Consider the following 25,705-nt stretch of genomic DNA (forward strand, 5'->3'; position numbering starts at 1 on the left):
GGTTCGCACCGGGGTAGAGCGCCTGCATAGAGAATGAAATATTGGGGACTTGGCGTGAGTCACGACAATCCGAACTTCATGGCCCTGGATTGGCTGATAGGCGAAATTAACGAGACCCTGGCGCAGGCGCGCCAGTTTCTCGAGACTTTCGCTACGAATCCGGAAGCGGGGACAACGCTGCTGCAAAACAGCCTGTCACTGGTGCACCAAGTACACGGCAGCCTGCATATGGCGCAGCTCGACGGCGCGGCAATGCTGGCTGAAGAAATGGAGCAATTGCTCCAGTCACTTGCCGGCGGCTCGGTTGAAAATACCGATGAAACGCGCGAATTCCTGATGCGGGCTTTGTTGGAGCTGCCTCTCTACCTGGAGAAAGTGTCGTTCCAGCGCCGGGATAACGCGGTGCTGTTATTACCCCTTCTCAACGATTTGCGCGCTGTACGTCGCGAGCGCCTGATCACCGAAGGCGCACTCTTTTCCCCAGACCTCTCCACGCTGGGCCGTATAATCGGCAAGCGCCAGCCATTGACGGCGGACAATACACGTCTGCAGGAACTGGTCGGCAAGTTGCGCAAGATGTATCACGTCGCGGCAGCGGGGCTTATCCGCGATGTAAATAGCGGCGAGAGCCTCTCCTACCTAGTGAAAATCGTCGAAAAGCTGCAGTTGCTCTATAGCGGCAGCGTTCGTCAATCCCTGTGGGTAGTACTACTGGGCGTTTTGGAGGCGCTCGGCGAGCACCGTATTAATGTGCAGCCGGCATTGCGTCACCTGTTGCGCAGAATCGATGTGGAATTCCGCCTGGTGCAGGGTCGCGGTGCCAGTCTGTTGGGTGCCGAGCTGGATACTGGTTTCCTGTGCAACCTGCTGTTTTATGTCTACCTGGCTGGCCCGAACGGCACGCGCTGTGGGGATCTCTATCAGCGCTTCGCCCTGGATAAGGCGGTTCCCGGTACACCCAGACCTGACACCGAAGATGTGCTGGCGATGGGTCCTGAGGCCCTGGGAACCGCAATCACTGCCCTGCGTGAGGAATTGCAACTGGTGCGTGAAGCACTGGAGCCCAGTGGCGCTTCCACGGAGCAGCCGCCCTTGAGTGAAACTGCAGCCGTGGCCAAGCGCGTTGCAGATACCCTCGGCGTACTCGGACTCGAGGCGCCGCGAACTCGCGCTCGCGGTATCTATGAATACCTGCGCGATGCCTCCCGTGGTACCGACGTTGAGGAGTACCTGATGCGTGCCGCCGGTGAGCTGGTGCAACTCGACTCAGCCCTGGCGGCCACTGTCGATCGCAACAAGCGCGGCGATGACGAACAGCCGATGATGGGCGATGCCACAGACTCGGTCCTGCGCGAGGCGCGCCTGGGTCTGGAGGCGGTGAAAGAAGCGGTCATGGAGTATGTGGCCAGCCACTGGGATATCAGTTATCTGAGCCGAGTGCCCCAGCGCTTACAGGAAGTTTGCGGCGGCCTGGATATGGTCGGTTATCAGCGCGCTAGTAAAATCATTGCGGCCTGTAACCAATATATCGGCGCCTCTCTTATTGAGCGCACAGAGCAGCCAGAGTGGCACATGCTCGATACCCTGGCCGACGCCATTACAAGTGTCGAATACTACTTGGAGCGTCGGGTCGAGGGACTGGACGATACCGAAATGCTTCTGGCTCTGGCCGAGGATAGTGTCGCCAATCTGGGTATCACCTTCAATGAAGTGGAACCCGAAACTCCACTTGAAGAAGAAACGAAAGTCACCACCGCAACCGCTTCGGTCGAAGATGATAGCGAAGCTTTCGAACTGATTGATCCGGAGTTTATAAAGTCTGCGGACACCTTGCCGGAAACCCAGGAAGAGCAAGTTCCACCAATAGCCAAGGCTCTAGAGACCGAGGCGCTGAGCGATACTTTGTCAGTGGCTGAGCCGCTTCCCCGCGATCATACGGGTAGTGACACGACCCTGGATACGCGCGGTGAAGAGTTGCGGTCGACTGAGGTTTTGGCTGGGGAAAGTGACCCCGCTGCAGTAACCGACAGTGGAGAAGAGCCCGGTGAAGAGGAGCACAGCTGGTTCCTCCCAGAGGAAGAGACCACTGAAGCCGAAACTCCCCCCGAGACCCCATCTGCAAGCGCAACGGAACATGCCCCGGATGTACCAGTGGTTGAGAGCAGCGATACCCTGCCCAGTATTGAGGTACCGAGTGATGAGGGGGTTGGCTCCGCCACAGAAACTGCCGAAACCGAGCAGGAGCTTGTCGAGGACAGCGAGAGTCTGATCGATGATGAGATCATCGAGATTTTCCTCGAAGAGGCCAGTGAGGTACTCACCCATATCGGCAATTACTTCCCAGAGTGGGCGGCAAACTTTGATAACACCGACGCTTTGGTGGAGTTCCGCCGCGGCTTCCATACCCTAAAGGGCTCCGGCCGAATGGTGGAAGCCCTGGATATCGGCGAGCTGGCCTGGGCTGTGGAAAATATGCTGAACCGGGTGATCGACGACAGCATTAAGCCCCAGCGTGCACACGTGAACCTGATCGATGGGATTTATCAGAAACTGCCCTCAATGATTGAGGCGTTTCGTCTTCGTCAGGGTGATCCGGACAAGTCGCTCACCCTGCAGCTACAGGCCTGGGCGGAGCAGCTCAGTCAGGGGCATATCCCCGCTGAACTGGAGGCCCAGGATACGAACGCGATACCCGAGTCAGATTTTGCCGAAGAAGATAGCAGCGATGATCGGGCGCAGCTGTGGGAAATATTTGCTCAGGAAGCTGAAACCCATTTGGGGGTTGTCGATGACTTCCTTGCGGATATGCGCGCCGAAGCCCCGGTTTACGGTGTGCCTAGCGACCCTCTGCACCGGGCACTGCACACCCTGAAGGGTTCCGCGCATATGGCAGAGGTCAAGGTGGTTGCCGAGATGATGGCACCTCTGGAACGCTTTGCCAAAGAACTGCGCATATACCAGGTGCCAATTGATGCGGATATCTTCGAACTGATCGGCGATAGCGCCAGCTATGTGCGCCAAGTATTGGCACAGATTCGCGCGGCAGAGCCTCTTGTGGTGGAGCGAGCCGAACAATTCCTCGCTCGTGTCACAGAGCTGCAGGAGCGTTCCGTTGGGCACTTGATCCGTGAGCGCGAGGCGAATGAGCCCAGGGCGGTGGATCCTCAGCTCCTCGCCGTACTGATGGCGGATGGTATGCGTGTCCTATTGGATGCGGACCAGATGCTGAACCGGTGGCGGGTAAACCCGTCCGATAAATCCCAGGTCAGTGAAGTTGCTGAAGAGCTCCAGGTGCTGCAGGAAGCCGCCAGTCGTGCGCAGTTACCGACTCTGGCGGAGCTGGCGCAACTATTACTGGATGTTTACCGCAAAGTATTGACGGGCCAGCTTGAGGAGGAGCCCGCTTTATGGGCTTCCCTGGAGCAGGGGCACAATGAGCTGTTGGATCTGGTAGATGCCGTTGCCGCCGCTCAGGACTTGCCGGAGGTAAGTGAAGCCGTAGAGGAAGCATTGCGCTACCTGGCCGAGGGCGAAGCGAGCGAAGAGGCGTCCGAGGAAGACTACGACCTGAGCGAACTGGGCATAGAGGCACAGGCACTCGATCCAGTAGATGCCGATGGAGACCCGGATTCCAGCGGTGAGCTTCCAGCTCCAGTACAAGACGCTACCCGCGATTTGGCGGAAATATTTGAGCCTGTCCCTGAAACCCTAGCCGAAGCTGAACAGGAACTCGCGTTGCCCATCAAGGGCGAAAGTGCCGATATTCCTGTGGCAGAGGCAGAGGCAGAGGTATCCGCACAAAATGTGCTCGAGCCCGTCCTGGATGACTTATACGACGCATTGTTTGAATCGGCAGAGCCGGTTGTTGAAGATACCGCTGAACATATTGTGCAAGCACCGCTCAGCACTGAATCCATCGCGACGGATGTGGAATGCACCCCCTTAGAGACTCGCGAAGCTGTAACGTCTGAGCAGGATTCACAGGATGTTGCTGCTCAGCAGCAGCTTCTGCTGGCGGACATCGATCCCGATGTGGTCGATGTCTTTATGGAGGAAGCTGGCGACCTTATCGACGAGCTGGAGGAGTTGATCCAGGGTTGGGAGGAAGCACCGGAAAATGTTCAGCAAGCCGAGGCGCTCAAGCGGGTGCTGCACACCTTTAAAGGCGGTGCACGTATGGCCGGCTTAATGGGGCTCGGGGAAGTCGCACACCGTTTTGAAACTGCGATTGAAGGCATGCGCGATATTGTTAGACCTTCAGCGCAGTTTTTTGTCGATGCACATTTGACCCACGATCGAATTGCCGATGGGGTGGAAACCGTGCAGGCATGGATGGCTGGGGAGCAGCTGGAAGCTTTCCTCCAGTTAGTCAACACAGACTGGGCGGATAGCCAGGTAGTTATTAATCGCACGGCTGAAGTCGGTGTGAATGAGTTACCGCAAGTCGAATCCACAAGTGCTGCTGCACTGCCTACGGCCCCCTCTGACGAAGCCCAGCATACAGTCAACGAGCAGGGTGCGTTGCCTGCCGTTGAGGCCGAAAGCTCCGTGACGGAGCTGCCGACAGAACCCACTGATTCCCTGCCAGAAACGACAAATTTGCCGGAAGCCGGCAATATCCTGCCATTTATCCGCAAGCCAGAAGGGGCGAAAAGTGAAATGGCCGCGCCCCCCAGAAACCAGCCGCAGGAAATGGTTCGCGTCGCCGCGGAGCTGCTGGAAGAACTGGTGAACCTCGCTGGCGAGACCGCTATCTCCCGCGGTCGTCTCGAAGAGCAGATGAGTGAGTTTGGTCTGGCTCTCGATGAGATGGATTCGACGCTATTGCGTCTCAATGAGCAGTTGCGCCGCCTGGATCGGGAAACCGAGGCTCAGATTCTGTTCCGTCAGGAGCAGTTGGCAGAGCAGGACGGGGACTTTGATCCACTGGAAATGGACCGCTACTCCTCCATTCAGCAGCTGTCCCGTTCCCTGCTGGAGTCCACGTCTGACTTGATGGAGCTGCGCTCCACACTGGATAACAAGGCGCGCGATACCGAAACACTGCTGCTGCAGCAATCTCGCGTAAACACCGAGCTGCAGGAAGGCCTGATGCGCAGTCGCATGGTGCCCTTCTCGCGCTTGGTACCCAGATTGCGTCGCATCGTACGCCAGGTAAGTGCGGAGCTGGGCAAGCAGGTGGAGTTGGTGTTCTCCAACGTGGAGGGCGAACTGGACAGATCCATGCTCGAACGCATGGTGGCGCCACTGGAGCATATGCTGCGCAATGCGGTGGACCACGGTATTGAAATGCCCGACGAGCGTCTCACGGCCGGCAAGGCCGAGCGTGGGCGTATCGACGTGGCCCTGGCGCGTGAGGGCAGCGAGGTGGTGCTGACTATCCGCGATGACGGCGCGGGTGTGAATTTAATCCGGGTGCGTGAAAAGGCGGTAGAAAACGGCCTGATGCGTCCCGATGCGGAGCTATCCAACAGCGAAATTTTGCAGTTTATCCTGCAGGCGGGATTCACCACTGCTGAGAAAGTGACCCAGATCTCCGGTCGCGGTGTGGGTATGGATGTGGTCTCCGCCGAACTCAAGCAGATCGGCGGTAGTGTTCATATCAATTCCGAGGCGGGCGCTGGAACTGAGTTTGTAGTACGCCTGCCGTTCACGGTATCGGTTAACCGCGCTCTGATGGTGAAGATTGGTGATGACCTGTTTGCGCTGCCGCTTAACACGATCGAAGGTATTGTGCGCCTCAGTCCTTTTGAGCTCGAGCATTACTACCGTTCCAGTGAGGCGCGTTTCGAATACGCCGGTGAGTTCTATGAGGTGAACTATTTTGGCACTTTGTTGAAATCCGGTGCCCAGCCGAAACTCAGTGTCGACGATATGCAGCTGCCGGTGCTGTTGGTGCGCTCCGAGGGACACGCCATGGCACTGCAGGTGGATGCTATACGCGGCAGTCGTGAAATCGTGGTGAAGAGCCTGGGGCCACAGTTTGCCGGAGTGCAGGGTGTATCGGGCGCTACAGTGACGGGTGATGGCAGCGTAGTAGTCATTCTGGATGCCCACGCCTTACTGCGCCGCCAGGCAACCCAGTTGGCGCGTCCGGATATCGCGCAGCTACAGTTGCAAACAGAGCCGCAGCCGGAGCCCGAAGAGCGGCAGCAAACCGTTATGGTAGTGGACGATTCGGTAACGGTGCGCAAGGTGACTACGCGCTTCCTGGAGCGTGAGGGATACCTGGTGAGCACAGCGAAGGATGGTCAGGATGCGGTGATTCAGCTGCAGGATAAAGTTCCGGATCTGATCCTGCTGGATATTGAGATGCCGCGTATGGACGGTTTCGAGGTGGCGCGTCATATCCGTTCCAGTAGCCGTTTACGGGATATCCCCATTGTGATGATTACTTCGAGAACTGGGAGCAAGCACCGCGAGCACGCTATGTCTCTGGGGGTTAATCACTACCTGGGCAAGCCCTATCAGGAAGATGTTTTGCTCGAAGCAATTCGCGAATACGCCGGAGCCACTGCAGTTGGCGGTTGAAGTAGGTGCCTGAAGTGGGCCGATGTATCGGATGAAAGATTACAGACAAGAGATAGGCGATGAGTGAAGTTGAAGCACTGTCGATAGATGTTCCACAGGAGGTGAGTAGCTTGCTATTACCTCTGCAACAGGGGCAGATGCTGGTGCCGGTAGAGACCCTTTCCGAGGTGATCGCCATGCAGGTACCTATATCGGTACATGACGCCCCCGAATGGTATCTCGGAGACCTCGTCTGGCGTGAGCAGCGGCTGCCGCTTTTGTCTTTTGATGTGATGCGTGGTGAAGCGCTGGATGGCATCTCTGAGGACGGTCGTATTGCTGTACTCAGTACCGGTAATCCCGATGGAGACCTGCCCTATTTTGCCCTTGTGCTGCAGGGCACACCGCGCTTAGTGCGGGTGACACCTGAGGAGTTGGCCCTGCGCGAGCAGAACCTAAACCCAGGGGAGTTGATGCATGTGGCACTCTCTGGTGAGGCGGCGGTTATCCCCGATCTGCAGGGGTTGGAGAGGACTTGTCTCAGGTATCGGGAGCCCGGTTAGCACTTCTCTGGGTTATTGCGCGTAAAAGATGGATAAACGAAAAGGGGCCAGAGGCCCCTTTTCTTATTTGTAGCTTCGCCCTCTTCGAAGGGTTATTGCACGGCTTAAAACAGCTCTTCCGGCGGGGGCTCGCTCCGCTGTTCCCGGCCGGGCATATCCCTATCCTCGTCCGTATAACGGGAGCGATAGGGGTTGTAGACCTCACGGCCGGGCACCCGGTTAGTGCGGAAAATCTCAAACATGCCCCCGTAGGAGGTGCGCAAGCCGTTCTTAGGGTTAATGCGCACGGTCACTATGCCGTCGGGCTGGGGCAGGTGGCGCTCCGGCAACCCCTCCAGGGCTTCGGTCATAAATTCAACCCAGATTGGCAGTGCTGCAGAGCCGCCGTACTCATTTTTGCCCAGCTCCCCATAAGAGTCGAAGCCTACCCAGGCACTGGTGGCTAAGTAGGGGCTGTAGCCAGAGAACCAGGCATCGCGGGGTCCGTTGGTGGTTCCGGTTTTACCGGCAATATCACCGCGTTTCATGGCGCGAGCGCGGCGGCCGGTGCCTTTCTTAATGACGTCTTTCAGGATGGAATCCATGATGTAAGCCGTCTCTGGGGACATGGCACGTGGTGCAAGGGGGCGCGCCTGGGACTTGGACGGGTCCAGGGGACCGACAGGAAGCTCTTGCAGGTCGGCGGGTTCACTGCCCTGGTCCGGCCCCCCCTCCTCCTGTTGCAGGGCTGACAGGTCCACCGGTTCTTCATCCCCCCCCTCGGGTTCACTGCCGGGCTCCGGGCAATCGTTACAGACTGTGAGGGGCAGGGCCTGGTAGAGGATCTCACCGTTCACGTCTAAAACCCGGTCCACCAAGTAGGGTTCTACCCGGTAACCACCATTGGCGAAGGCGGCATATCCACGCACCATATCCAGCGGTGTGAGGGCGGAGCTGCCCAGAGCAATGGTCAGGTTGCGGGCAAGCTTGCTGCGGTCAAAGCCGAAACCCTCGACAAAACCCAGGGCGTAGTCGAGCCCGAGGGCCTGTAGCAAGCGAATGGAGACCATGTTGCGAGACTTGTATAAGGCCATGCGCAAGCGGGTTGGGCCGAGGAAAGTACCGCCATCATTCTCCGGACGCCACACATCCTGTAGGTTGGTTTCCTCGAAGATAATCGGAGCATCGTTGATCATACTCGCGGCGGTATAGCCGCGCTCAATGGCCGAGGCATAGATAAACGGCTTGAAGCTAGAACCCGGCTGGCGGGCGGCCTGAGTCACCCGGTTAAAGTGACTTTGGCGGAAGTCGTAACCGCCGACCAGAGCGCGAATGGCCCCATCTTTGGGGTCGATGGAAACCAGGGCGCCCTGGGCGGAGGGTACCTGGGCCAGTTCCCACTCTTCGGTGACTTGGGGTTCCTGAGGGGTGGCAACCTGTTCTTTCGGTTCTGCAAATGGATCGGGCTGGGAAGCGTCCTCTACTGGATTGGTTTCCGGGGCAGAATCCGGACTGCCAACAACTTCGGTATGGGATATTTCGATACGGCGCAGGCGCACCACATCGCCGGGCGCAAACATTTTGTCCGCGGACTGCAAGCGCGGGCCCCGGGCGCTCTCAGAAACATATGGGCGAATAGAATCCAGACCGTTCTCCCAAGGGATTTCCACAACCTGACGGTTGCGAAGTTGTACCTGTAAGAGCTTTGGCTCCACGGCGGTAACGACACCGGGCTCCAAGCCGCCAAGCACGGGAATTTCATGGAGAAGGTCGACTAATTGGTCGCTGTCGTGCAGTAACTCTGGCGGTAGGCGCTGTTCCGGGCCGCGGTAACCGTGGCGGGCATCGTAGGTCTCGAGACCGTTTTGGAGCGCCTTGCGCGCCTCATCCTGGAGGCGGCTGTTAACCGTGGTGATCACCTGATAGCCGTCGGTATAGGCACTGTCGCCAAATAGCTCTACAGCTTCTTTACGAGCCATTTCCGCAATGTAGGGGGCGTCTAGGTCCAGGTCGCGGCTGTGGTAGCTGGCGGTTACCGGGGCGGTCATAGAGTGCTTGTATTCATCCTGGTCGATATAACCCAGATCCAGCATGCGCTTCAGGATCCAGTTACGGCGCACAAGCGCTCGGGTGGGGTTGGCGATAGGATTGAACGTGGAGGGTGCCTTTGGCAGGCCGGCCATCATGGCCCACTGTGCCAAGCTGAGATCCTTGATGTCTCGACCGTAGTAGACATGAGCGGCGGCCTGGAAACCATAGGCGCGGTTACCGAGGAAAATTTTGTTGATATAGAGCTGCAAAATCTCGTCTTTACTGAGCTCGCGTTCAATCTGCAGCGATAAGAGAATCTCGTTGAATTTGCGAATGAAGCGCTGCTCACGACTCAGGAAAAAGTTGCGTGCAACCTGCATGGTTAGTGTGCTGCCCCCCGACTGGATCGAACCGGTTTGCACCAATTGCGAGGCCGCCCGCATCAGGCCCCGGATCGATACCCCGTTGTGGGAGTAGAAGCTCGCGTCTTCAGCCGCGAGAATCGCCTTGATAAACGGCTCTGGGGTCTGCTCGATAGTAATGGGGTTGCGCCGCTTCTCACCGAACTCACCGATCAGTTTCATATCCTGTGAGTAAACCCGCAGTGGCGTCTGCAGGCGAATATCGCGCAGGCTCTCGACGGAGGGCAGTCCGGGCTTCAGGAAGAGATAGATGCTGGCGAAAACCATGGCTGCGCCGGCTGCGCCGGCGAGACAGAGCCAGAGCAGTGCTAATAGACGATTTCGAGCTTTTACGGTCATGAAACTGCTTCTGTGTACTTCATCTGAGTGATTCGGTGAATAATTATACGAATATTGTGCGCTATTACCTATGCAAATGCCGGTTGAAGCGGTAATTTAAAGTGCTATAACATCAAACTTTCATAACCCACGGAAAAGATAAGAAAAATGGGGATTTTCCCTTTTTTGGATAAAGGCCCGAAGGCCATGTTGGGACTCGATATTAGCTCGACCGCAGTCAAGTTGCTGGAGCTAAGTCGCAATGGCGATAAATATCGAGTCGAAAGTTACGCCGTGGAACCCCTGCCGCCGAACGCGGTGGTGGACAAAAACATCAATGATGTCGGCGCCACAGCGGAGGCGATCCGCAAGGTGGTGCGCCGCTCCAAAACCCGTCTGCGCCGGGCCGCTGTGGCCGTATCAGGCTCGGCAGTAATCACCAAGACCTTGGACATGCCCGCAGATCTTTCCGAAGAGGATCTGGAAGCGCGTATAGCACTGGAGGCCGATCAGTACATTCCCTATCCCCTTGAGGAAGTCAGTCTCGACTTTGAAGTGCAGGGGCCGTCCGACAAAGGGGAGGACCAGGTCGAAGTACTGCTTGCGGCCTGCCGCAGCGAGAACATCGAACAGCGAGTTTCCGCCCTCACAGAGGCCGAGCTGGAGACGGGAGTGGTCGATGTGGAAGCCTATGCCATTGAGCGCACTTACACCCTGCTTGAGGATCAGTTTCCCCCTCAAGAGCAGTTGGTGGTTGCGGTAGTGGATATCGGTGCGACTATGAGCGCCCTGTCGGTGCTCGTCGATGGTAAGACGGTTTATACCCGTGAGCAGCTCTTCGGTGGACGCCAGCTGACAGACGAGATTCAGCGGCGCTATGGTCTCTCAGCCGAGGAGGCTACCCTGGCCAAGCATCAGGGTGGCAGCGGATTACCCGACGACTACTATGCCGAGGTTTTGGAACCATTTCGGGATGCGGTTATTCAGCAAGTGACCCGTGCGCTGCAATTCTTTTATTCATCGACCTCGTATAGCGATGTGGATTACATATTGCTCAGCGGTGGTGTTGCCGCGATGGAAGGCTTGTCTGACTTGGTTGGAGAAAAACTAGGTAAACCCACTGTGGTCGCCAATCCATTTTTTGAAATGGGCTCGTCCTCACGAGTGAATCAGAAGGCGCTGACTAAAGAGGCTCCTGGTCTGATGATTGCGGCAGGGCTCGCCATGCGGGAGAAGGAGTACTGAGATGGCCAAGATTAACCTACTCCCGTGGCGCCAGGAATATCGTGCGCAGAAACAAAAAGAGTTCCAGCAAGTACTGGCTCTGGTGGTTATCGCTGCGGCAGCCTCAGTATTCTTGTGGATGAAGACCGTTGATGGACAAGTCGCCCTACAAGACGAGCGCAATCAAATCCTACAGGTCAAAATTAATGCTTTGAATAAGCAAGTGCGGGAAATTCAGGACCTGAAGATGCGCCGTCAGGAATTGATCGACCGCATGCGTGTAATTCAGGAGCTTCAGGGTAACCGCCCCCTGGCAGTGCGTTATTTTGATGAGTTGGTTCAGGCTACCCCGGAGGGGCTCTGGTTGACCACTCTTGAGCGCAAGGGTAACAACCTAAGCGTATCCGGGATTGCAGAGTCAAATAATCGCGTTTCATCTTTTATGCGTAATCTGGATCAGTCTGATTGGTATGAGTCACCCAACCTTAATGATGTTACCGCAAGCCCGGCTTTTGGTGAGCAGGCCAGTGCATTTCAGCTCTCAGTGAATATGAGCGGGCGTAAAAGTAATAATGAAGACCAAGGCGTGGCCAACTAAAGGGAAATAAGCATGGCATTGGCAGATACGCTTAAGCAGATTCAAGAACTTGATATTAATGATATTGATTTTAGTCGTGTAGGGGTTTGGCCTTTACTGGGGCGTGTTACTCTCCTTGCCATCATAGTCTCAGTAATCATTTTGATAGGTTATTACCTCTGGGTTGGCGATTTATATGGTCGGTTAGAAATTGCTGCGAAAAAGGAGCAAGAATTATTTTCTCAGTTTGAAAAGAAGCAGTTTGAGGCTGCAAACTTGGACACCTATCGTGTCCAATTGATGGAAATGGAGGAAACTTTTGGTGCTTTATTAAAGCAGCTGCCAAAAGATACAGAGGTTCCTGGACTGCTTGAAGATATTGATGAGTATGGTCGCGGTAGTGGCTTAACGATTGAAAAGGTTGCCCTGGAGAGTGAGTTAGTTGGGGAGTTTTATGTGGAACTCCCAATCCGTATCCAAGTACAAGGCGGATATCATGAATTTGGATCTTTTATCAGTGGTATTGCTGGTATGCCGCGTATTGTAACCTTACATGATTTTAATATATCAACCAGTCGTGACAGCGCTGGTCTCTTGGGAATGGTTATTAATGCCAAAACTTATCGCTATAAGGATCAGGAGGATCAAGAGTGATTAGGTTTTTCTCCCTTTGTACCATCATGATAACTATGGCGGGCTGCAGCCTAAAGAATGATCATTCTGATTTGTATGAAAGGATGGCAGAAATTGAAAGCAGACCTAAAGGGCAGATTGAGCCTATTCCAACTTTTACTCCATATAGCCCTTATGTTTATAGCGCAACAGCGCTGCGAAGCCCCTTTACACGCCCTGTGTTGGCATCCGATCAGCGTTTAGTTGGTCGTAAATTAGATATAGCGCCAGATATGAGCCGGCAGCGAGAGCTGCTTGAAAGGTATAATTTTGATGCCCTTTCGATGGTTGGCACCTTGTCTCGTGAAGGGCAACTTTGGGCTTTGATTGATGATGGTGCCGGAGGTATTCATAGAATAACTGTTGGTAATTATGTGGGAAAAAATCATGGGCGTGTAGTTAGTGCTACAGCTGCCCAACTAGACGTATTAGAAATTGTGCCTGATGGTACTGGCAGTTGGATTGAGAGGCCACGCGCATTAGCGTTGGAAGAGAAGGACAACGGGTAATGATTCATAAAAAGCTTGCCAGAAATTTGGCTACGATTCGGTTAGTAGTGCTTGCGGTACTAATGGTGCCGGCGATTTTACAAGCACAGGTAAACCAGTTAAATGATATACAGTTTTCTGAACTGCCTGGCAGTCGAGTGCAATTGCGTTTGTCTTTTAGCGATGCCGCTCCAGAGCCCACAGGCTACACGATTGAACAACCTGCACGAATTGTGATTGACTTTCCTGGAGTTGAAAGTGCCTTGCCCCAAAAGAAGTATTCTTTAGGAATAGGTGGGGCCAGGAGTGCAGTAGTTGTATCTAATGATGATCGCACTCGCCTAATTGTGAATTTGGACCAATTACCGGTGTACTCTACTGAGCGCAAGGGTAATCAATTAGTCATGGAGATTGGAGCAAACTCTGCTTCTGTTGCCACTGTAGGGAACTCAGGGAGCCAGGACTCTCAAAGTGCTGGCTTGGGTTTCGGTGGAAATAATGATTTTCATGCGACAGATTCGATAGCTGTAAAGAATGTTGATTTTCGTCGTGGCGAAGATGGGGAAGGCAAGGTAATTGTCAGTCTGTCTGATCCAGGAGTTAATATTGATGTTGAACGGGCTAAAGGAAAAATTTATTTAACGTTTCTGGGCGCCGATCTTCCAGAATCATTACGTCAACGTCTTGATGTGACGGATTTTGCAACACCAGTAAATTCAATAACTGTAGATTATGATGGTCGCAATACAGTTATTGCTGTTGATCCAACGAATATAGATTATGACTATCTAGCTTATCAGACAGATAATGAATATGTACTTAGCGTAAAGCCCCTGACAGAAGCTGAAATTCGTGAGAAAGAAAAAGAATTCCAGTTTGTCGGGAAAAAGCTATCCTTAAATTTTCAGGATATTGAAGTTCGCTCTGTCCTTCAGGTAATTGCAGATTTTACAGGCTTAAATCTTGTAGCTAGTGACACAGTGCAAGGGCGCATTACCTTACGCCTTGATGGCGTTCCCTGGGATCAGGCCTTGGCATTAATACTAAAGGCCAAAGGGTTAGATAAGCGGCAGGAAGGCAGTGTTATTATGGTGGCTCCTGCAGCAGAAATCGCTGAAAGGGAGCGGCAAGAGCTGGAGACTCGGAAGCAGTTACAAGAATTAGCCCCCCTACGCACTGAATATATACATGTCCGATATGCTGATGCGGGCGAAATTTTCACATTGTTCTCCGGTAAGGATAGTGGGAGTTCTGGTCAGGGTGGCTTTACAGGAGGTAATAGCCGGGATGCAAATAAAGGCAGTATATTATCCCCGCGCGGCAGCGCAATTGTAGATGAGCGTACAAATACAATTATCCTCACTGATACCGAGGATAAAATAGCCCAGTTTCGTGAATTGATTGAGGTTATTGATGTTCCAATTCGGCAGGTCATGATCGAAGCTCGTATAGTGACGGCGAATAGTGATTTTTCTAAAGAGCTAGGTGTGCAATGGAACTACACAGGAACCCATGACGTTAATGATGATACGATAGCTATTGGCTCTGGCGGACAAAATAGTTCCACGGTTATTGGGAGCGGATCAGGGGGAAGTGTCTCTTCACCTATTAGTTTTCATGAACCTTTGATGGTAGATTTGGGTGTTGGTTCACCGGCTGGAAGTCTAGCTTATGCGATTTTGAAAGAGAGTTTTTATTTAGGCTTGGAATTATCTGCCTTGGAGGATGTGGGAATGGCTGAGATTGTCTCTCAGCCCAAAGTTGTCACAGGAGATAAGCAAGAGGCAAGTATACAGTCTGGTGTGGAAATTCCATATCTCGAGGCTACATCCTCCGGTGCGGCAGCGGTAACATTCCGTGAGGCAGTATTGGAACTTAATGTGCTTCCTCAAATCACACCCGATAATAATATTATCATGACTTTAAATATTGAACAGAATACGGTTGGCCAACTGTTTAGTGTGTCAAGCTTTGCTGCGGTGCCTTCAATTAATGTAAATACCTTAGAGACGAAAGTTCTTGTTCGTGATGGTGAGACTATAGTATTGGGTGGGGTTTTTGAAAGCGTGGCAATTGAAACTGAATCCAAAGTCCCTTTACTGGGAGATATTCCATATCTTGGTAGATTGTTCAAAAAAACCATTCGCGAAGATAACAAGCGGGAGCTTTTAATGTTCATTACCCCGCGAATAATGGATGATGAGAATTTTTACGCCAAGTGATTAACCGCTCTATCTTTCTTGTCGGCCCCATGGGGGCCGGCAAATCCACGATCGGCAAGTTGCTGGCGGCGCAGTTGCAGCTACCTTTTGCCGATACCGATAAGGTGCTGGAAGAGCGCACAGGGGCGGATATTCCCTGGATTTTTGATGTGGAAGGGGAGGTGGGATTTCGCCGCCGGGAGAGTGAAGTACTTGAAGATCTCTGCCGGGGTGATTGCCAAGTAATAGGCACCGGTGGTGGTATTGTTCTGTTGGAGGAGAACAGGAGGCTGCTGCAGAAATTTGGCCATGTAGTCTATCTGCAGGCCAGTGTGGAGCAGTTGCTAGAGCGCACTTCCAAGAACAGTAACCGCCCGCTTTTACGCGTGCCAAATCCACGCCTGCGTATTGAAGAAATTTTGCAGGAGCGGGACCCTCTCTATCGTGAAGTGGCGGATGTGATCTGCGATACCGACCACCTCACCCCCAAACAGGCATCGACTCTAGTCGCAGAACGCCTACAGGCCAGTCTCTCCCAGTAACCTCTAAATACACTGTGCTAAAGTGCGTCTCATTGACTCAAATCGTTGCATATAGACGTTAGTGGGAAGAGGAGCACCATGCATTCATTCAATGTAGAGCTGGGGGAGCGCAGTTACCCCATTGTTATCGGGTCCAAGCTACTCGGCGATTCACAATACTTGCTGCCCTATATTCGTGGACGCCAGGTGTGTGTGGTTACCAATGAGACTGTGGCCCCCCTGTATCTGGCCCAGCTCCTCGATGGACTTTCCGACTTCGATAAATTTGATGTTGTTGAGCTACCCGACGGGGAGGCTTTTAAAACCCTGGAAACGCTCAATCGTATTTTTGACACCTTGCTGGAGCAGCGCCACAACCGATCCACTACCCTGATTGCTCTGGGTGGAGGAGTTGTGGGAGATATGTGCGGCTTTGCCGCCGCCTGTTACCAGCGCGGCGTCGACTTTATCCAAGTGCCCACCACCCTTCTCGCTCAAGTGGATTCCTCTGTGGGGGGAAAGACTGGCGTGAATCACCCCTTGGGCAAAAATATGATCGGGGCTTTTTACCAACCCCGATTGGTGCTTGCGGATATGGATACCCTGGGCACTCTGCCAGAGCGAGAGTTCTCTGCCGGCATTGCCGAGGTGATCAAATACGGTTTGATCTGCGATGCGCCATTTTTCCACTGGATAGAATCCAATATCGATGCGCTACTGATACGAGACCCGCGGGCCCTGGCCTATGCGGTTGACCGCTGCTGCCGGGATAAGGCCGAGGTCGTCGCCAGTGACGAGCGCGAGGGAGGCCGGCGTGCCATATTGAACTTTGGTCATACTTTTGGGCACGCCATTGAGGCGGTGCAAGGCTACGGACGCTGGCTACACGGTGAGGCGGTTGCAGCAGGTATGGTAATGGCGCTGGAGTTGTCGCGACTGCAAGGGGGTGTGGACAGCGAGCTGCTCGAGCGTGTGTGTAATCTGTTGCAAAGGGCCCAGCTGCCTCAGCGGTCACCTGAGGACATGCGTGTCGATGATTTTTTACGGGTGATGCAGGTCGACAAGAAAGTCATCGATGGCAAATTGCGCCTCGTTTTGCTGAGGGCGTTGGGCGATGCAAAAGTTGTCGACGACACACCAATGGAAAAAGTTATGGAAGCGCTAAGGAACTGTGGTGCCAGGTGACAGAGGCTTCGCAAATCCAGGTCATTAGAGTCGATGGTTACGTATAACCCCTCATATAGGAAATACGTCTGTCTTAATTTTGTTTGGCAGATAAAAAAACTGCAAAATATTGAAAATGTAGTGATGAGAAAGTAATATTGCGCGCCCCCCGGAGATAATGGCGGGGCCAGATGACCGCCAAAAGAACAATAAAAAAGCCCCAGATGAGGGCTTTTTTTATCTCGGGATCTTTTACCTAGGGACCGCAGGAGAGCGTAGCGCGAGCGTTAAGCCATTTTTGCCCATAGCAGGCCGCTAACTGGCAATGCCTGTGGTCCCCCAATCGATAGTGACGAGGAATTCTATGGGTAGCAGTCTGTATCAGTTGGATGAGTTTAAGGACAATTGCGGTTTTGGTCTGATCGCTCATTTACACGGTGTGGCGAGCCATAAGTTGGTACAGACGGCCATCGAGTCCCTCACCTGTATGACCCACCGAGGCGGTATTGCTGCAGATGGCAAGACTGGCGATGGTTGTGGTTTACTGCTGCAGAAGCCCGATTCCTTCCTGCGCGAGGAGGCTCGCCAGCTTTTTGGGGCCGAGCTTTCTGAGACCTATGCGGTGGGCTCCGTGATGCTGCCGCTGGACGAAGGAGAAGCGCAAGGCGCCCGTCAGATTCTCGAGCGTGAGCTGCAGGGGCAGGGGATGCGCATCGTTGGTTGGCGTACGGTTCCCACCAACCCAGAATGCCTCGGTCCCATCGCCAGGGACTGTCAGCCGCGTTTCGAGCAGCTCCTTATCAATGACGCCGAAAATGCTCAGGGTGAGGCCCGCTTTAATGCGCGCTTGTATGTGGCTAGGCGCAAAGCCGAATTGCAGCTCAGTGGTGATGTCTATATCGCCAGCCTTTCCACCAGTGTGCTCTCTTACAAGGGATTGATGATCCCGGCGGACCTGCCCAAGTTCTTCCCCGAACTGGCCGACCCCCGCCTGGAGACCGCAATTTGTGTTTTCCACCAGCGATTTTCCACCAATACTATGCCCCGCTGGCCCCTGGCACAGCCATTCCGCCTATTGGCACACAATGGCGAAATCAACACCATCACCGGCAACCGCAATTGGTCCGTGGCGCGCACCAACAAGTTTGTCACCGAGCTGATTCCCGAGTTGAATGAGCTGGTGCCGTTGGTGAACCGCGAGGGCTCCGATTCCTCCAGCCTGGATAATATGCTGGAAATGTTGGTGGCGGGCGGAATGGAACTGCACCGCGCGGTGCGTATGCTAGTCCCACCAGCCTGGCAGAATGTCGAGGGTATGGACGCGGATCTGCGTGCTTTTTACGAATATATCTCCATGCATATGGAGCCCTGGGATGGTCCCGCCGGCCTGGTGATGACGGATGGTCGTCACGCCGTGTGTACCCTCGACCGCAATGGTTTACGTCCATCCCGCTGGGTGATTACCAAGGACGATATCATCACTGTCGCCTCGGAAGTCGGCGTATACGACTATGCGCCGGAAGATGTGGTCGCCAAGGGGCGACTGGGACCTGGGCAGATGCTCTCTGTGGATACTGTGGAAGGTAAGCTTTACCACACCACCGATATTGACAATATGCTCAAGCGCACCCAGCCCTATAAACGCTGGTTGAAAGACAAGGCGCGCCGTATTCGCTCCACTCTGGTAACGGCCCCTGTCGATAACAACTTTTCTCACCAGCAGTTCAAGGTCTACCAGAAGCTGTTCAGCTCTTCCCTGGAAGAGCGCGATAAGGTCGTGCGTCCCATGGCGGAAGCCGGCCAGGAAGCGGTGGGTTCCATGGGGGATGACACGCCGATGGCGGTGTTGTCCCGTTACAACCGTTCTCTCTACGACTACTTCCGCCAGCAGTTTGCCCAGGTGACCAACCCGCCTATTGACCCCCTGCGGGAGACGGTGGTGATGTCCCTAGAGACTTGTTTGGGGCGTGAGAAGTCTGTCTTCGAGGAAACCCCGGAGCACGCCGACCGGGTGATTTTGTCCTCCCCGGTATTGTCCCATATGAAATACACCGCACTGCTGTCGCTGGATCGTCCTGGCTTCGATGCGGAGATTTTCGACCTGAATTTCGACCCGGTTGAACTGGATTTACAAGGCGCCATTGAGCGGTTGTGCGCCAAAGTCGAGGCCTCGGTGCGCGCCGGCACCGTGATCGTGGTGCTCTCCGATCGGGATATCCGCCAGGGCCACCTACCGATAGATGCGCTGCTCGCCACCGGAGCCGTGCACCACCATCTTGTGCATGCCGGCCTACGCTGTGACTCCAACGTGGTTGTGGATACGGCCAGTGCGCGGGATGCTCACCAGCTCGCCTGCCTGGTCGGTGTGGGCGCTACCGCAGTGCACCCCTACTTCTCCTACAGCATCATCAATCACCTGATCGATACTGGTGAACTTCTGCTGGATGCGGCAGAAGCGCAAAAGAATTATCGCAACGGCATTATCAAAGGCTTGCTGAAAATTCTGTCAAAAATGGGAATTTCCACGGTGGCTTCCTACCGCGGTGCACTGCTCTTTGAATTGGTTGGTCTCTCCAAAGAAGTGGTTAACCTGTGCTTCCCCGGTGCTCCCTCTCGTATTGAGGGCGCGGGCTTTACTGAATTACAGGCGGATATGGCCTCGCGCGCCGATATTGCCTGGAAGGCGCGCAAGCCGGTGTCCCCTGGAGGCTTGCACAAGTATGTGCACGGTACCGAATACCATACCTTTAACCCGGATGTGGTGACGGCCTTGCGCCGTGCCGCCAGCACCGGGGATTACTCCGCCTGGCGTGATTATGCACAGCTGGTCAATCAGCGTCCGGTAGCGACTCTGCGGGATATGCTCGATTTCAAGGAAAACCTCGAACCGGTCGCCCTCGAGGACGTTGAGCCGGTCGAGCAGATTGTGCGCCGCTTTGATTCTGCCGCCATGTCCCTGGGGGCCCTCTCTCCGGAGGCACATGAATCCCTGGCTCAGGCGATGAACCGTCTGGGCGGCCGCTCCAACAGTGGAGAGGGTGGCGAGGACCCGGCGCGTTTTGGTACCGACAAGGTTTCAAAGATCAAGCAGATCGCCTCGGGGCGTTTTGGTGTCACGCCCCATTATCTGGTGAATGCCGAAGTTCTGCAGATCAAGGTGGCTCAGGGCGCCAAGCCCGGTGAGGGCGGGCAGTTGCCCGGCGGCAAGGTGAATGACCTAATCGCGCGGCTGCGCTACTCGGTGCCTGGTGTCACTCTGATTTCACCGCCACCGCACCACGATATCTATTCCATTGAGGATTTGGCCCAGCTGATCTTCGATCTGAAACAGGTCAACCCCGATGCCCTGGTCTCGGTCAAACTGGTGTCCCGCCCCGGTGTCGGCACCATTGCTGCCGGCGTGGCTAAGGCCTATGCCGATCTGATCACGATCTCCGGCTACGACGGCGGCACCGCCGCCAGCCCTATTACTTCCATTCGTTACGCCGGTTCCCCCTGGGAATTGGGTCTGGCGGAGACGCATCAGACCCTGCGCGCCAATGACTTGCGCGGCAAAGTGCGGGTGCAGACCGATGGTGGCCTCAAGACGGGTCTGGATGTGGTGAAAGCGGCGATTCTCGGTGCGGAGAGCTTTGGCTTTGGTACCGCGCCCATGGTAGCGATCGGCTGTAAATACCTGCGTATCTGTCACCTGAATAATTGCGCCACAGGCATTGCCACTCAGCGCAAAAATTTGCGCGACGAGCACTATATCGGTACCGCCGAGATGGCGATGAACTTCTTCCGTTTTGTCGCCGAGGAAACCCGCGAGTGGATGGCGCGCCTCGGGGTGCGCACTATGGAAGAGCTGGTCGGTCGCGTTGATTTGTTGCGCGTCCTGGAAGGTGAAACCGATAAGCAGAAGAGATTGGATCTGTCGCCGCTGTTGCACACCGACGCATTGCTCGACAGCAAACCGCAGACGTGCCAGCAGGCCAAGAACGCACCCTGGGATAAGGGGGAGTTGGCCGAGCGTATGGTGGAAGAGATTCTGCCCGCCATAGAAAACCTAAGTGGTGGCGACTTCAGTTATGACGTGACCAACTGCGATCGTTCCCTGGGTGCGCGCCTGTCAGGTGAAATCGCCAAACGCCATGGTAACCAGGGCATGGTCGAGGCCCCGATCAAGCTCCATCTCAAAGGGGTCGCCGGGCAGTCTTTTGGCGTATGGAATGCCGGTGGCCTGGAGATGTACCTCGAGGGGGATGCCAACGATTATGTCGGTAAGGGCATGGCCGGTGGCAAGCTGGTTATTCGCCCGCCACAGGGCAGCGAGTTTGCCTCCCAGGACACCAGTATCGTCGGCAACACCTGCCTGTATGGCGCCACCGGCGGCAAACTGTTTGCTGCGGGCCGTGCCGGTGAGCGCTTTGCCGTGCGCAACTCCGGCGCCTTCGCCGTGGTGGAGGGGGCCGGCGATCACTGTTGTGAATATATGACCGGCGGTATGGTCGCGGTACTGGGGCGCACAGGCTTCAACTTTGGTGCCGGCATGACCGGCGGTTTTGCCTATGTACTGGATTTGGAGCGCGATTTCTTTGACCGTTGCAATCACGAGCTCATCGAGTTGCGCCGTATCAGCAGCGAGATTTTAGAGCCGCACCAGAGCCACCTGCGCGAGGTGACCGAGGCCTACGCCGCGGAGACCGGCAGTGCCTGGGGCGCGGAGCTACTGGATAATTTCGATGATTACCTGAGCCGTTTCTGGCTGGTTAAACCCAAGGCGGCAAGCCTTGCGGATCTTCTTTCTGACGTGCGCAAGCGCGGCGAATAAGGCTGGGGTGGAGAAACAGTATGAAAGACAGACTGAACAACGATTTCCAGTTTATCGATGTGTCCCGTATCGATCCGCCGAAAAAAGACATCATCACGCGCACCAACGAGTTTGTGGAGATCTACCAACCTTTCAGCGAAAACCAGGTAGCGAGCCAAGCGCACCGTTGCTTGGACTGTGGCAATCCCTATTGTGAGTGGAAATGCCCGGTGCACAATTATATTCCCAACTGGCTCAAGTTGATCAGCGAGGGGAACGTGATTGAGGCGGCGGAACTCTGCCATGAAACCAATACGCTGCCGGAAGTCTGCGGGCGCGTGTGTCCCCAGGATCGCCTGTGCGAGGGCGCCTGCACTCTCAATGATGGCTTTGGCGCAGTGACTATAGGCAATGCGGAAAAGTACATCACCGATACGGCTTTTGCCCTGGGCTGGCGCCCGGATCTCAGCCATGTGGAAAAAACCGGTAAAAAGGTCGCTATTGTGGGCGCCGGTCCCGCAGGGTTGGGTTGTGCCGATATTTTGGTGCGCAATGGCGTACAGCCGGTGGTTTTCGACAAGCACCCAGAGATCGGCGGCCTGATCACCTTCGGTATCCCCGAGTTCAAGCTGGAAAAATCGGTGATGGAAAAGCGCCGTGAGGTGTTTGTCGAGATGGGAGTGGAGTTCTGTCTCAATACTGAGGTGGGCAAGGACATCAGTTTTGATCAGCTGCTCAACGACTACGATGCCGTATTCCTGGGAATGGGCACTTACAACTATATGAAAGGCGGCTTTCCTGGCGAGGACCTACCCGGCGTCCACGACGCCCTGCCGTTCCTGGTGGCCAACGTCAATCGCAATATGGGTTGGGAAAAGGACCCCGCTGAATTTGTATCGGTGGAGGGCAAGCGCGTAGTGGTACTCGGTGGTGGTGATACCGCCATGGACTGTAATCGCAGCTCTGTCCGCCTGGGGGCGAAAAGCGTGACCTGCGCCTATCGTCGCGACGAGGAAAATATGCCCGGCTCCCGCCGCGAGGTGGTCAACGCCAAAGAAGAGGGCGTGCAATTTCTGTTTAACCGTCAGCCGGTGGAGATTGTCGGCGATGGCAAGGTTTCTGGGGTTAAGGTGGTCACTACACAGCTGGGCGAGCCCGACGAGAACGGCCGCCGCCGCCCGCAAGTGGTACCGGAATCCGAAGAGGTGATCCCGGCGGATATTGTGTTGGTTGCATTCGGTTTTCGTCCAAGCCCGGCGGAGTGGTTTGCCGAGCACAAAATTGAGGTGGCGGACTGGGGCGGCGTGGTTGCCCCGGAAGAGCAGAAATACAAATTCCAGACCTCCAACGAGAAGGTCTTTGCCGGTGGCGATATGGTGCGCGGATCCGACTTGGTGGTGACGGCCATCTGGGAGGGGCGGCAGGCCGGCGAGGGTATTTTGGATTATTTGGATATCTGATCGGCTAAATCATGAATGGGAGGCTTTAAGCCTCCCGTTTTTTTCTTCGTGCGAGTTTGAGTTCGTATCAATGATATTTTTGTCGCTCTGTTTATAGTGGCCCCGCCCCCTGTACAATGGCCGTTTTTTTAGCCCGCTCGGTGTACCCATGTCTGATAACAAACCGTCCGAATTGAAAAACGACCGCTTTCTTCGCGCCCTTTTGCGTCAGCCCGTGGATCGAACGCCTGTGTGGATGATGCGCCAAGCGGGTCGTTATTTACCCGAGTACCGCGCCAGTCGCGCGGAGGCGGGCAGTTTTATGGACTTGTGCCGCAATACTGAACTGGCGTGCGAGGTCACTTTGCAGCCGCTGGAACGCTACCCGCTGGATGCGGCGATCCTGTTCTCGGATATCCTCACAATTCCAGATGCCATGGGATTGGGTCTCTATTTTGCGGAGGGCGAGGGGCCCAAATTCCACAAGCCGCTGCGCAGTGCCGCCGATATTGAGGCCCTGGAAGTGGTCAACAGCGAGCGCGACCTCGACTACGTTATGAACGCCGTTTCCACTATTCGCCGGGAACTGAATGGGCGTGTGCCGTTGATTGGCTTTTCCGGCAGCCCCTGGACTCTGGCTACCTATATGATCGAGGGTGGCTCGAGCAAGGACTTTGCCCGTTGTAAGGAGATGCTCTACAACCGCCCGGAATTGATGCACCAGCTGCTAACGGTGCTGGCCGACTCGGTGACCGATTACCTGAATACGCAGATTCGCGCCGGCGCTCAAGCGGTACAGATCTTTGATACCTGGGGTGGCGCTTTGAGCCACAGCGCTTATCGCGAGTTCTCCCTGCAGTATATGCAGCGTATTCTCAGCGGTCTGATCAAGGAGGCCGATGGCCGTCGGGTACCCGCGATCCTGTTCACGAAAGGTGGTGGCCAATGGCTGGAAGCCATGGCGGATACCGGTGCCGATGCCCTGGGGCTCGACTGGACCACCGATATCGGCAGCGCCCGCGCACGAGTAGGGGACCGCGTCGCTCTGCAGGGTAACCTGGATCCCTCTGTGCTCTACGCCAGCCCGAAGCGTATTCGCGAGGAAGTAGAGGCGATTTTGAAGTCCTTTGGCCAGGGTAACGGCCACATATTCAACCTCGGTCACGGTATCACCCCGAAAGTCGATCCAGCCCACGCTGGCGCCATGATCGAGGCTGTTGTGGAGCTTTCCGCAAAATATCACGCTTAATTGTGGTGTTTAGTGTCTAAGTCTGTGAATACAGTCGCAGTTTGTCAGGGTGCTCGCCAATATCTGTCCGTGATATAAAGGTGCGCCTGTCTGAGGGGCCCCGGTCGCTGTGCCGGGGCCCGCACTCAGGACGGTCTTCAGGCAATCATCACACTGGTCGGCATCTCTCCAAGTGGCAATCGAACAAGTAAAAATCTCCGTCGGTGATCTACAGCGCGGCATGTTTGTATCCCGGCTCGACAGGCCCTGGACGCGCACCCCATTCGCATTACAGGGTTTTTATGTTCGCGATTTGGAAGAGATTCGCCAGCTGCAGAAGTATTGCCGTTACGTTTACGTGGATGTACATAAAACGGTGGGCAGCGCTGGTGCCACATTGCGCCGCCTGATTGGCAGTGGCGCGAGTGCCAAGGGGCAGGGACGCACTGTCTCCCGTGTCACCATTCCCTGTCGCCCTGTCACGGTTACTCATAAGGCCTATCCACCCCCGCAGCCGGCTCAGCGCGAGGCGGGCAATGCGCGCAAGCTACACGGGCAGATACTGCGTGGGATGGGCGAGGTGATGGGACTGGTAGCGAGTAACCGCCCCCTGCCAGTACAGCCAATGAATCGGGTAGTGGAGGATTTGGTCGAGAGCGTGTTGCGCAGTCCCGATGCTTTTGCCTGGCTGGCTCGAGTGCGCGATAGAGATGAGCACACCTACAGCCACTCGGTGCGCGCCAGTATTTGGGCCGTGTTGTTTGGTCGACATATTGGCCTGGCGCGGCACGAGTTAGTGCAATTGGGGGTGGCCACACTCCTCAAGGACGTGGGGAAACTGGCAATCCCGGCCGAGGTACTGCAAGTGAAGCAGCGCGATCCGCGCGCTGAACTGGAGTACCGCAAGTTTGTACAGCACAGTGTGCAGATGTTGTCCGCAGATGCGCAGGTCGACCCCCAGGTGATCAATATTGTGCGTGGTCACCGCGAGCGCCACGATGGTGGTGGCTATCCCGATGGCTTGCGCGGCGACAAAATTCCTGTGCTGGCACGCATGTGCGGGATAGTGACCTTTTACGATGAGGCGACTAATCCCCGTGGAGCCAGCCAGCCCATTGCTCCCTCCAGGGCAGTTGCGGATCTCTATGACCTTCGCGGCATCGCCTACCAGGAGCAGCTGGTGGTCGAATTTATTCAGGCCATAGGGCTTTACCCCACGGGCACCCAGGTAGAACTTTCCAGTGGAGAGGTGGGGGTTGTGGTGGAACAGACTTATGACCGCCGCCTGCGCCCCAAGGTGATGATCGTGCTCGATGCGCACAAGCGCCAGTTGAGTAAACCGCGCCTATTTGACTTGGCTGCGGCCGAAGATCGCGCTGAAAAGCTGATCCAGAGCGGTAAGATGCGCCCCGAGGAAAAGGTCAGCATTGTGCGGGATATAGAGCCGGGAGCCTATCCCGAGGTCAATACCACAGCCGTGCGGGACAATTATCTATTCAAGAGTGGTGGGCAGCTGTCCCGTTTCTTCTCGCGCCTAGCCAGGTAGGCGGCTTACTGTCTTGAAACAGGGAGCGCC

General features: G+C 55.3%; 14 protein-coding genes. 13 read left to right on the plus strand and 1 reads right to left on the minus strand.

Translation table 11 applies throughout. The annotated features are described in order from the left end of the window. The first annotated feature begins 78 nt into the window (after positions 1-78). Positions 79-6,531, plus strand: coding sequence for a hybrid sensor histidine kinase/response regulator (locus tag ACCI51_RS03470; protein WP_371842650.1), 6,453 nt, complete (start codon positions 79-81; stop codon positions 6,529-6,531). A gap of 59 nt (positions 6,532-6,590) precedes the next feature. After that, the gene (locus ACCI51_RS03475; protein WP_371842612.1) at positions 6,591-7,073 is read left to right on the plus strand and encodes a chemotaxis protein CheW; all 483 of its coding nucleotides are present in this window, start codon (positions 6,591-6,593) and stop codon (positions 7,071-7,073) included. Positions 7,074-7,177: 104 nt separating this feature from the next. Here the strand turns inward: ACCI51_RS03475 and ACCI51_RS03480 are convergent, their stop codons facing one another. Next, a complete protein-coding gene (locus ACCI51_RS03480) occupies positions 7,178-9,844 on the minus strand; it encodes a penicillin-binding protein 1A (RefSeq protein WP_371842613.1) in 2,667 nt (888 codons plus the stop codon). A gap of 147 nt (positions 9,845-9,991) precedes the next feature. On the opposite strand from ACCI51_RS03480, the gene ACCI51_RS03485 reads away from it, so the two are divergent. The 11 genes from ACCI51_RS03485 to ACCI51_RS03535 all read left to right on the plus strand — a co-directional run bounded on the left by ACCI51_RS03485 (position 9,992) and on the right by ACCI51_RS03535 (position 25,675). After that, positions 9,992-11,068 (plus strand): pilus assembly protein PilM, encoded by a 1,077-nt coding sequence (locus tag ACCI51_RS03485; RefSeq protein ID WP_299580643.1) that lies wholly within the window; start codon positions 9,992-9,994, stop codon positions 11,066-11,068. A 1-nt stretch (position 11,069) separates the two neighbouring features. Continuing rightward, complete coding sequence (locus ACCI51_RS03490) at positions 11,070-11,645, plus strand: PilN domain-containing protein (protein WP_371842614.1); 576 nt, start codon at positions 11,070-11,072, stop codon at positions 11,643-11,645. Positions 11,646-11,657: 12 nt separating this feature from the next. Further along, a complete protein-coding gene (gene pilO / locus ACCI51_RS03495) occupies positions 11,658-12,278 on the plus strand; it encodes a type IV pilus inner membrane component PilO (protein WP_299580649.1) in 621 nt (206 codons plus the stop codon). Further along, positions 12,275-12,805, plus strand: coding sequence for a pilus assembly protein PilP (locus tag ACCI51_RS03500; protein ID WP_299580652.1), 531 nt, complete (start codon positions 12,275-12,277; stop codon positions 12,803-12,805). Before pilO ends, ACCI51_RS03500 begins: the two co-directional genes overlap by 4 nt. Further along, complete coding sequence (gene pilQ / locus ACCI51_RS03505; RefSeq protein ID WP_299580655.1) at positions 12,805-15,006, plus strand: type IV pilus secretin PilQ; 2,202 nt, start codon at positions 12,805-12,807, stop codon at positions 15,004-15,006. The genes ACCI51_RS03500 and pilQ overlap by 1 nt, the downstream gene beginning before the upstream one ends. After that, on the plus strand, positions 15,003-15,527 hold the full coding sequence (aroK, locus tag ACCI51_RS03510; protein ID WP_371842616.1) for a shikimate kinase AroK: 525 nt from the start codon (positions 15,003-15,005) through the stop codon (positions 15,525-15,527). Before pilQ ends, aroK begins: the two co-directional genes overlap by 4 nt. A gap of 78 nt (positions 15,528-15,605) precedes the next feature. After that, on the plus strand, positions 15,606-16,691 hold the full coding sequence (aroB, locus tag ACCI51_RS03515) for a 3-dehydroquinate synthase (RefSeq protein ID WP_371842617.1): 1,086 nt from the start codon (positions 15,606-15,608) through the stop codon (positions 16,689-16,691). Between the two features lie 343 nt (positions 16,692-17,034). Beyond that, positions 17,035-21,483 (plus strand): glutamate synthase large subunit, encoded by a 4,449-nt coding sequence (gene gltB, locus ACCI51_RS03520; RefSeq protein WP_371842618.1) that lies wholly within the window; start codon positions 17,035-17,037, stop codon positions 21,481-21,483. Between the two features lie 20 nt (positions 21,484-21,503). Continuing rightward, the gene (locus ACCI51_RS03525; RefSeq protein ID WP_371842619.1) at positions 21,504-22,922 is read left to right on the plus strand and encodes an FAD-dependent oxidoreductase; all 1,419 of its coding nucleotides are present in this window, start codon (positions 21,504-21,506) and stop codon (positions 22,920-22,922) included. Between the two features lie 148 nt (positions 22,923-23,070). After that, positions 23,071-24,150 carry a uroporphyrinogen decarboxylase gene (gene hemE / locus ACCI51_RS03530; protein ID WP_371842620.1) on the plus strand — a complete coding sequence of 360 codons (1,080 nt, stop codon included), beginning with the start codon at positions 23,071-23,073 and terminating at the stop codon, positions 24,148-24,150. 172 nt (positions 24,151-24,322) lie between these two features. Continuing rightward, positions 24,323-25,675 (plus strand): HD-GYP domain-containing protein, encoded by a 1,353-nt coding sequence (locus ACCI51_RS03535; RefSeq protein ID WP_371842621.1) that lies wholly within the window; start codon positions 24,323-24,325, stop codon positions 25,673-25,675. Positions 25,676-25,705 lie beyond the last annotated feature (30 nt).

The organism is Microbulbifer echini (genome assembly GCF_041447225.1).
GTDB classification, from domain to species: Bacteria; Pseudomonadota; Gammaproteobacteria; order Pseudomonadales; family Cellvibrionaceae; genus Microbulbifer; species Microbulbifer echini.

Bases quoted from the DNA above. Each gene is read 5' to 3' on its own strand.
- ACCI51_RS03470 (WP_371842650.1), top strand. From the start codon at position 79: ATGGCCCTGGATTGGCTGATAGGCGAAATTAACGAGACCCTGGCGCAG.
- ACCI51_RS03475 (WP_371842612.1), top strand. From the start codon at position 6,591: ATGAGTGAAGTTGAAGCACTGTCGATAGATGTTCCACAGGAGGTGAGT.
- ACCI51_RS03480 (WP_371842613.1), bottom strand. From the start codon at position 9,844: ATGACCGTAAAAGCTCGAAATCGTCTATTAGCACTGCTCTGGCTCTGT.
- ACCI51_RS03485 (WP_299580643.1), top strand. From the start codon at position 9,992: ATGGGGATTTTCCCTTTTTTGGATAAAGGCCCGAAGGCCATGTTGGGA.
- ACCI51_RS03490 (WP_371842614.1), top strand. From the start codon at position 11,070: ATGGCCAAGATTAACCTACTCCCGTGGCGCCAGGAATATCGTGCGCAG.
- pilO (WP_299580649.1), top strand. From the start codon at position 11,658: ATGGCATTGGCAGATACGCTTAAGCAGATTCAAGAACTTGATATTAAT.
- pilQ (WP_299580655.1), top strand. From the start codon at position 12,805: ATGATTCATAAAAAGCTTGCCAGAAATTTGGCTACGATTCGGTTAGTA.
- aroB (WP_371842617.1), top strand. From the start codon at position 15,606: ATGCATTCATTCAATGTAGAGCTGGGGGAGCGCAGTTACCCCATTGTT.
- gltB (WP_371842618.1), top strand. From the start codon at position 17,035: ATGGGTAGCAGTCTGTATCAGTTGGATGAGTTTAAGGACAATTGCGGT.
- ACCI51_RS03525 (WP_371842619.1), top strand. From the start codon at position 21,504: ATGAAAGACAGACTGAACAACGATTTCCAGTTTATCGATGTGTCCCGT.
- hemE (WP_371842620.1), top strand. From the start codon at position 23,071: ATGTCTGATAACAAACCGTCCGAATTGAAAAACGACCGCTTTCTTCGC.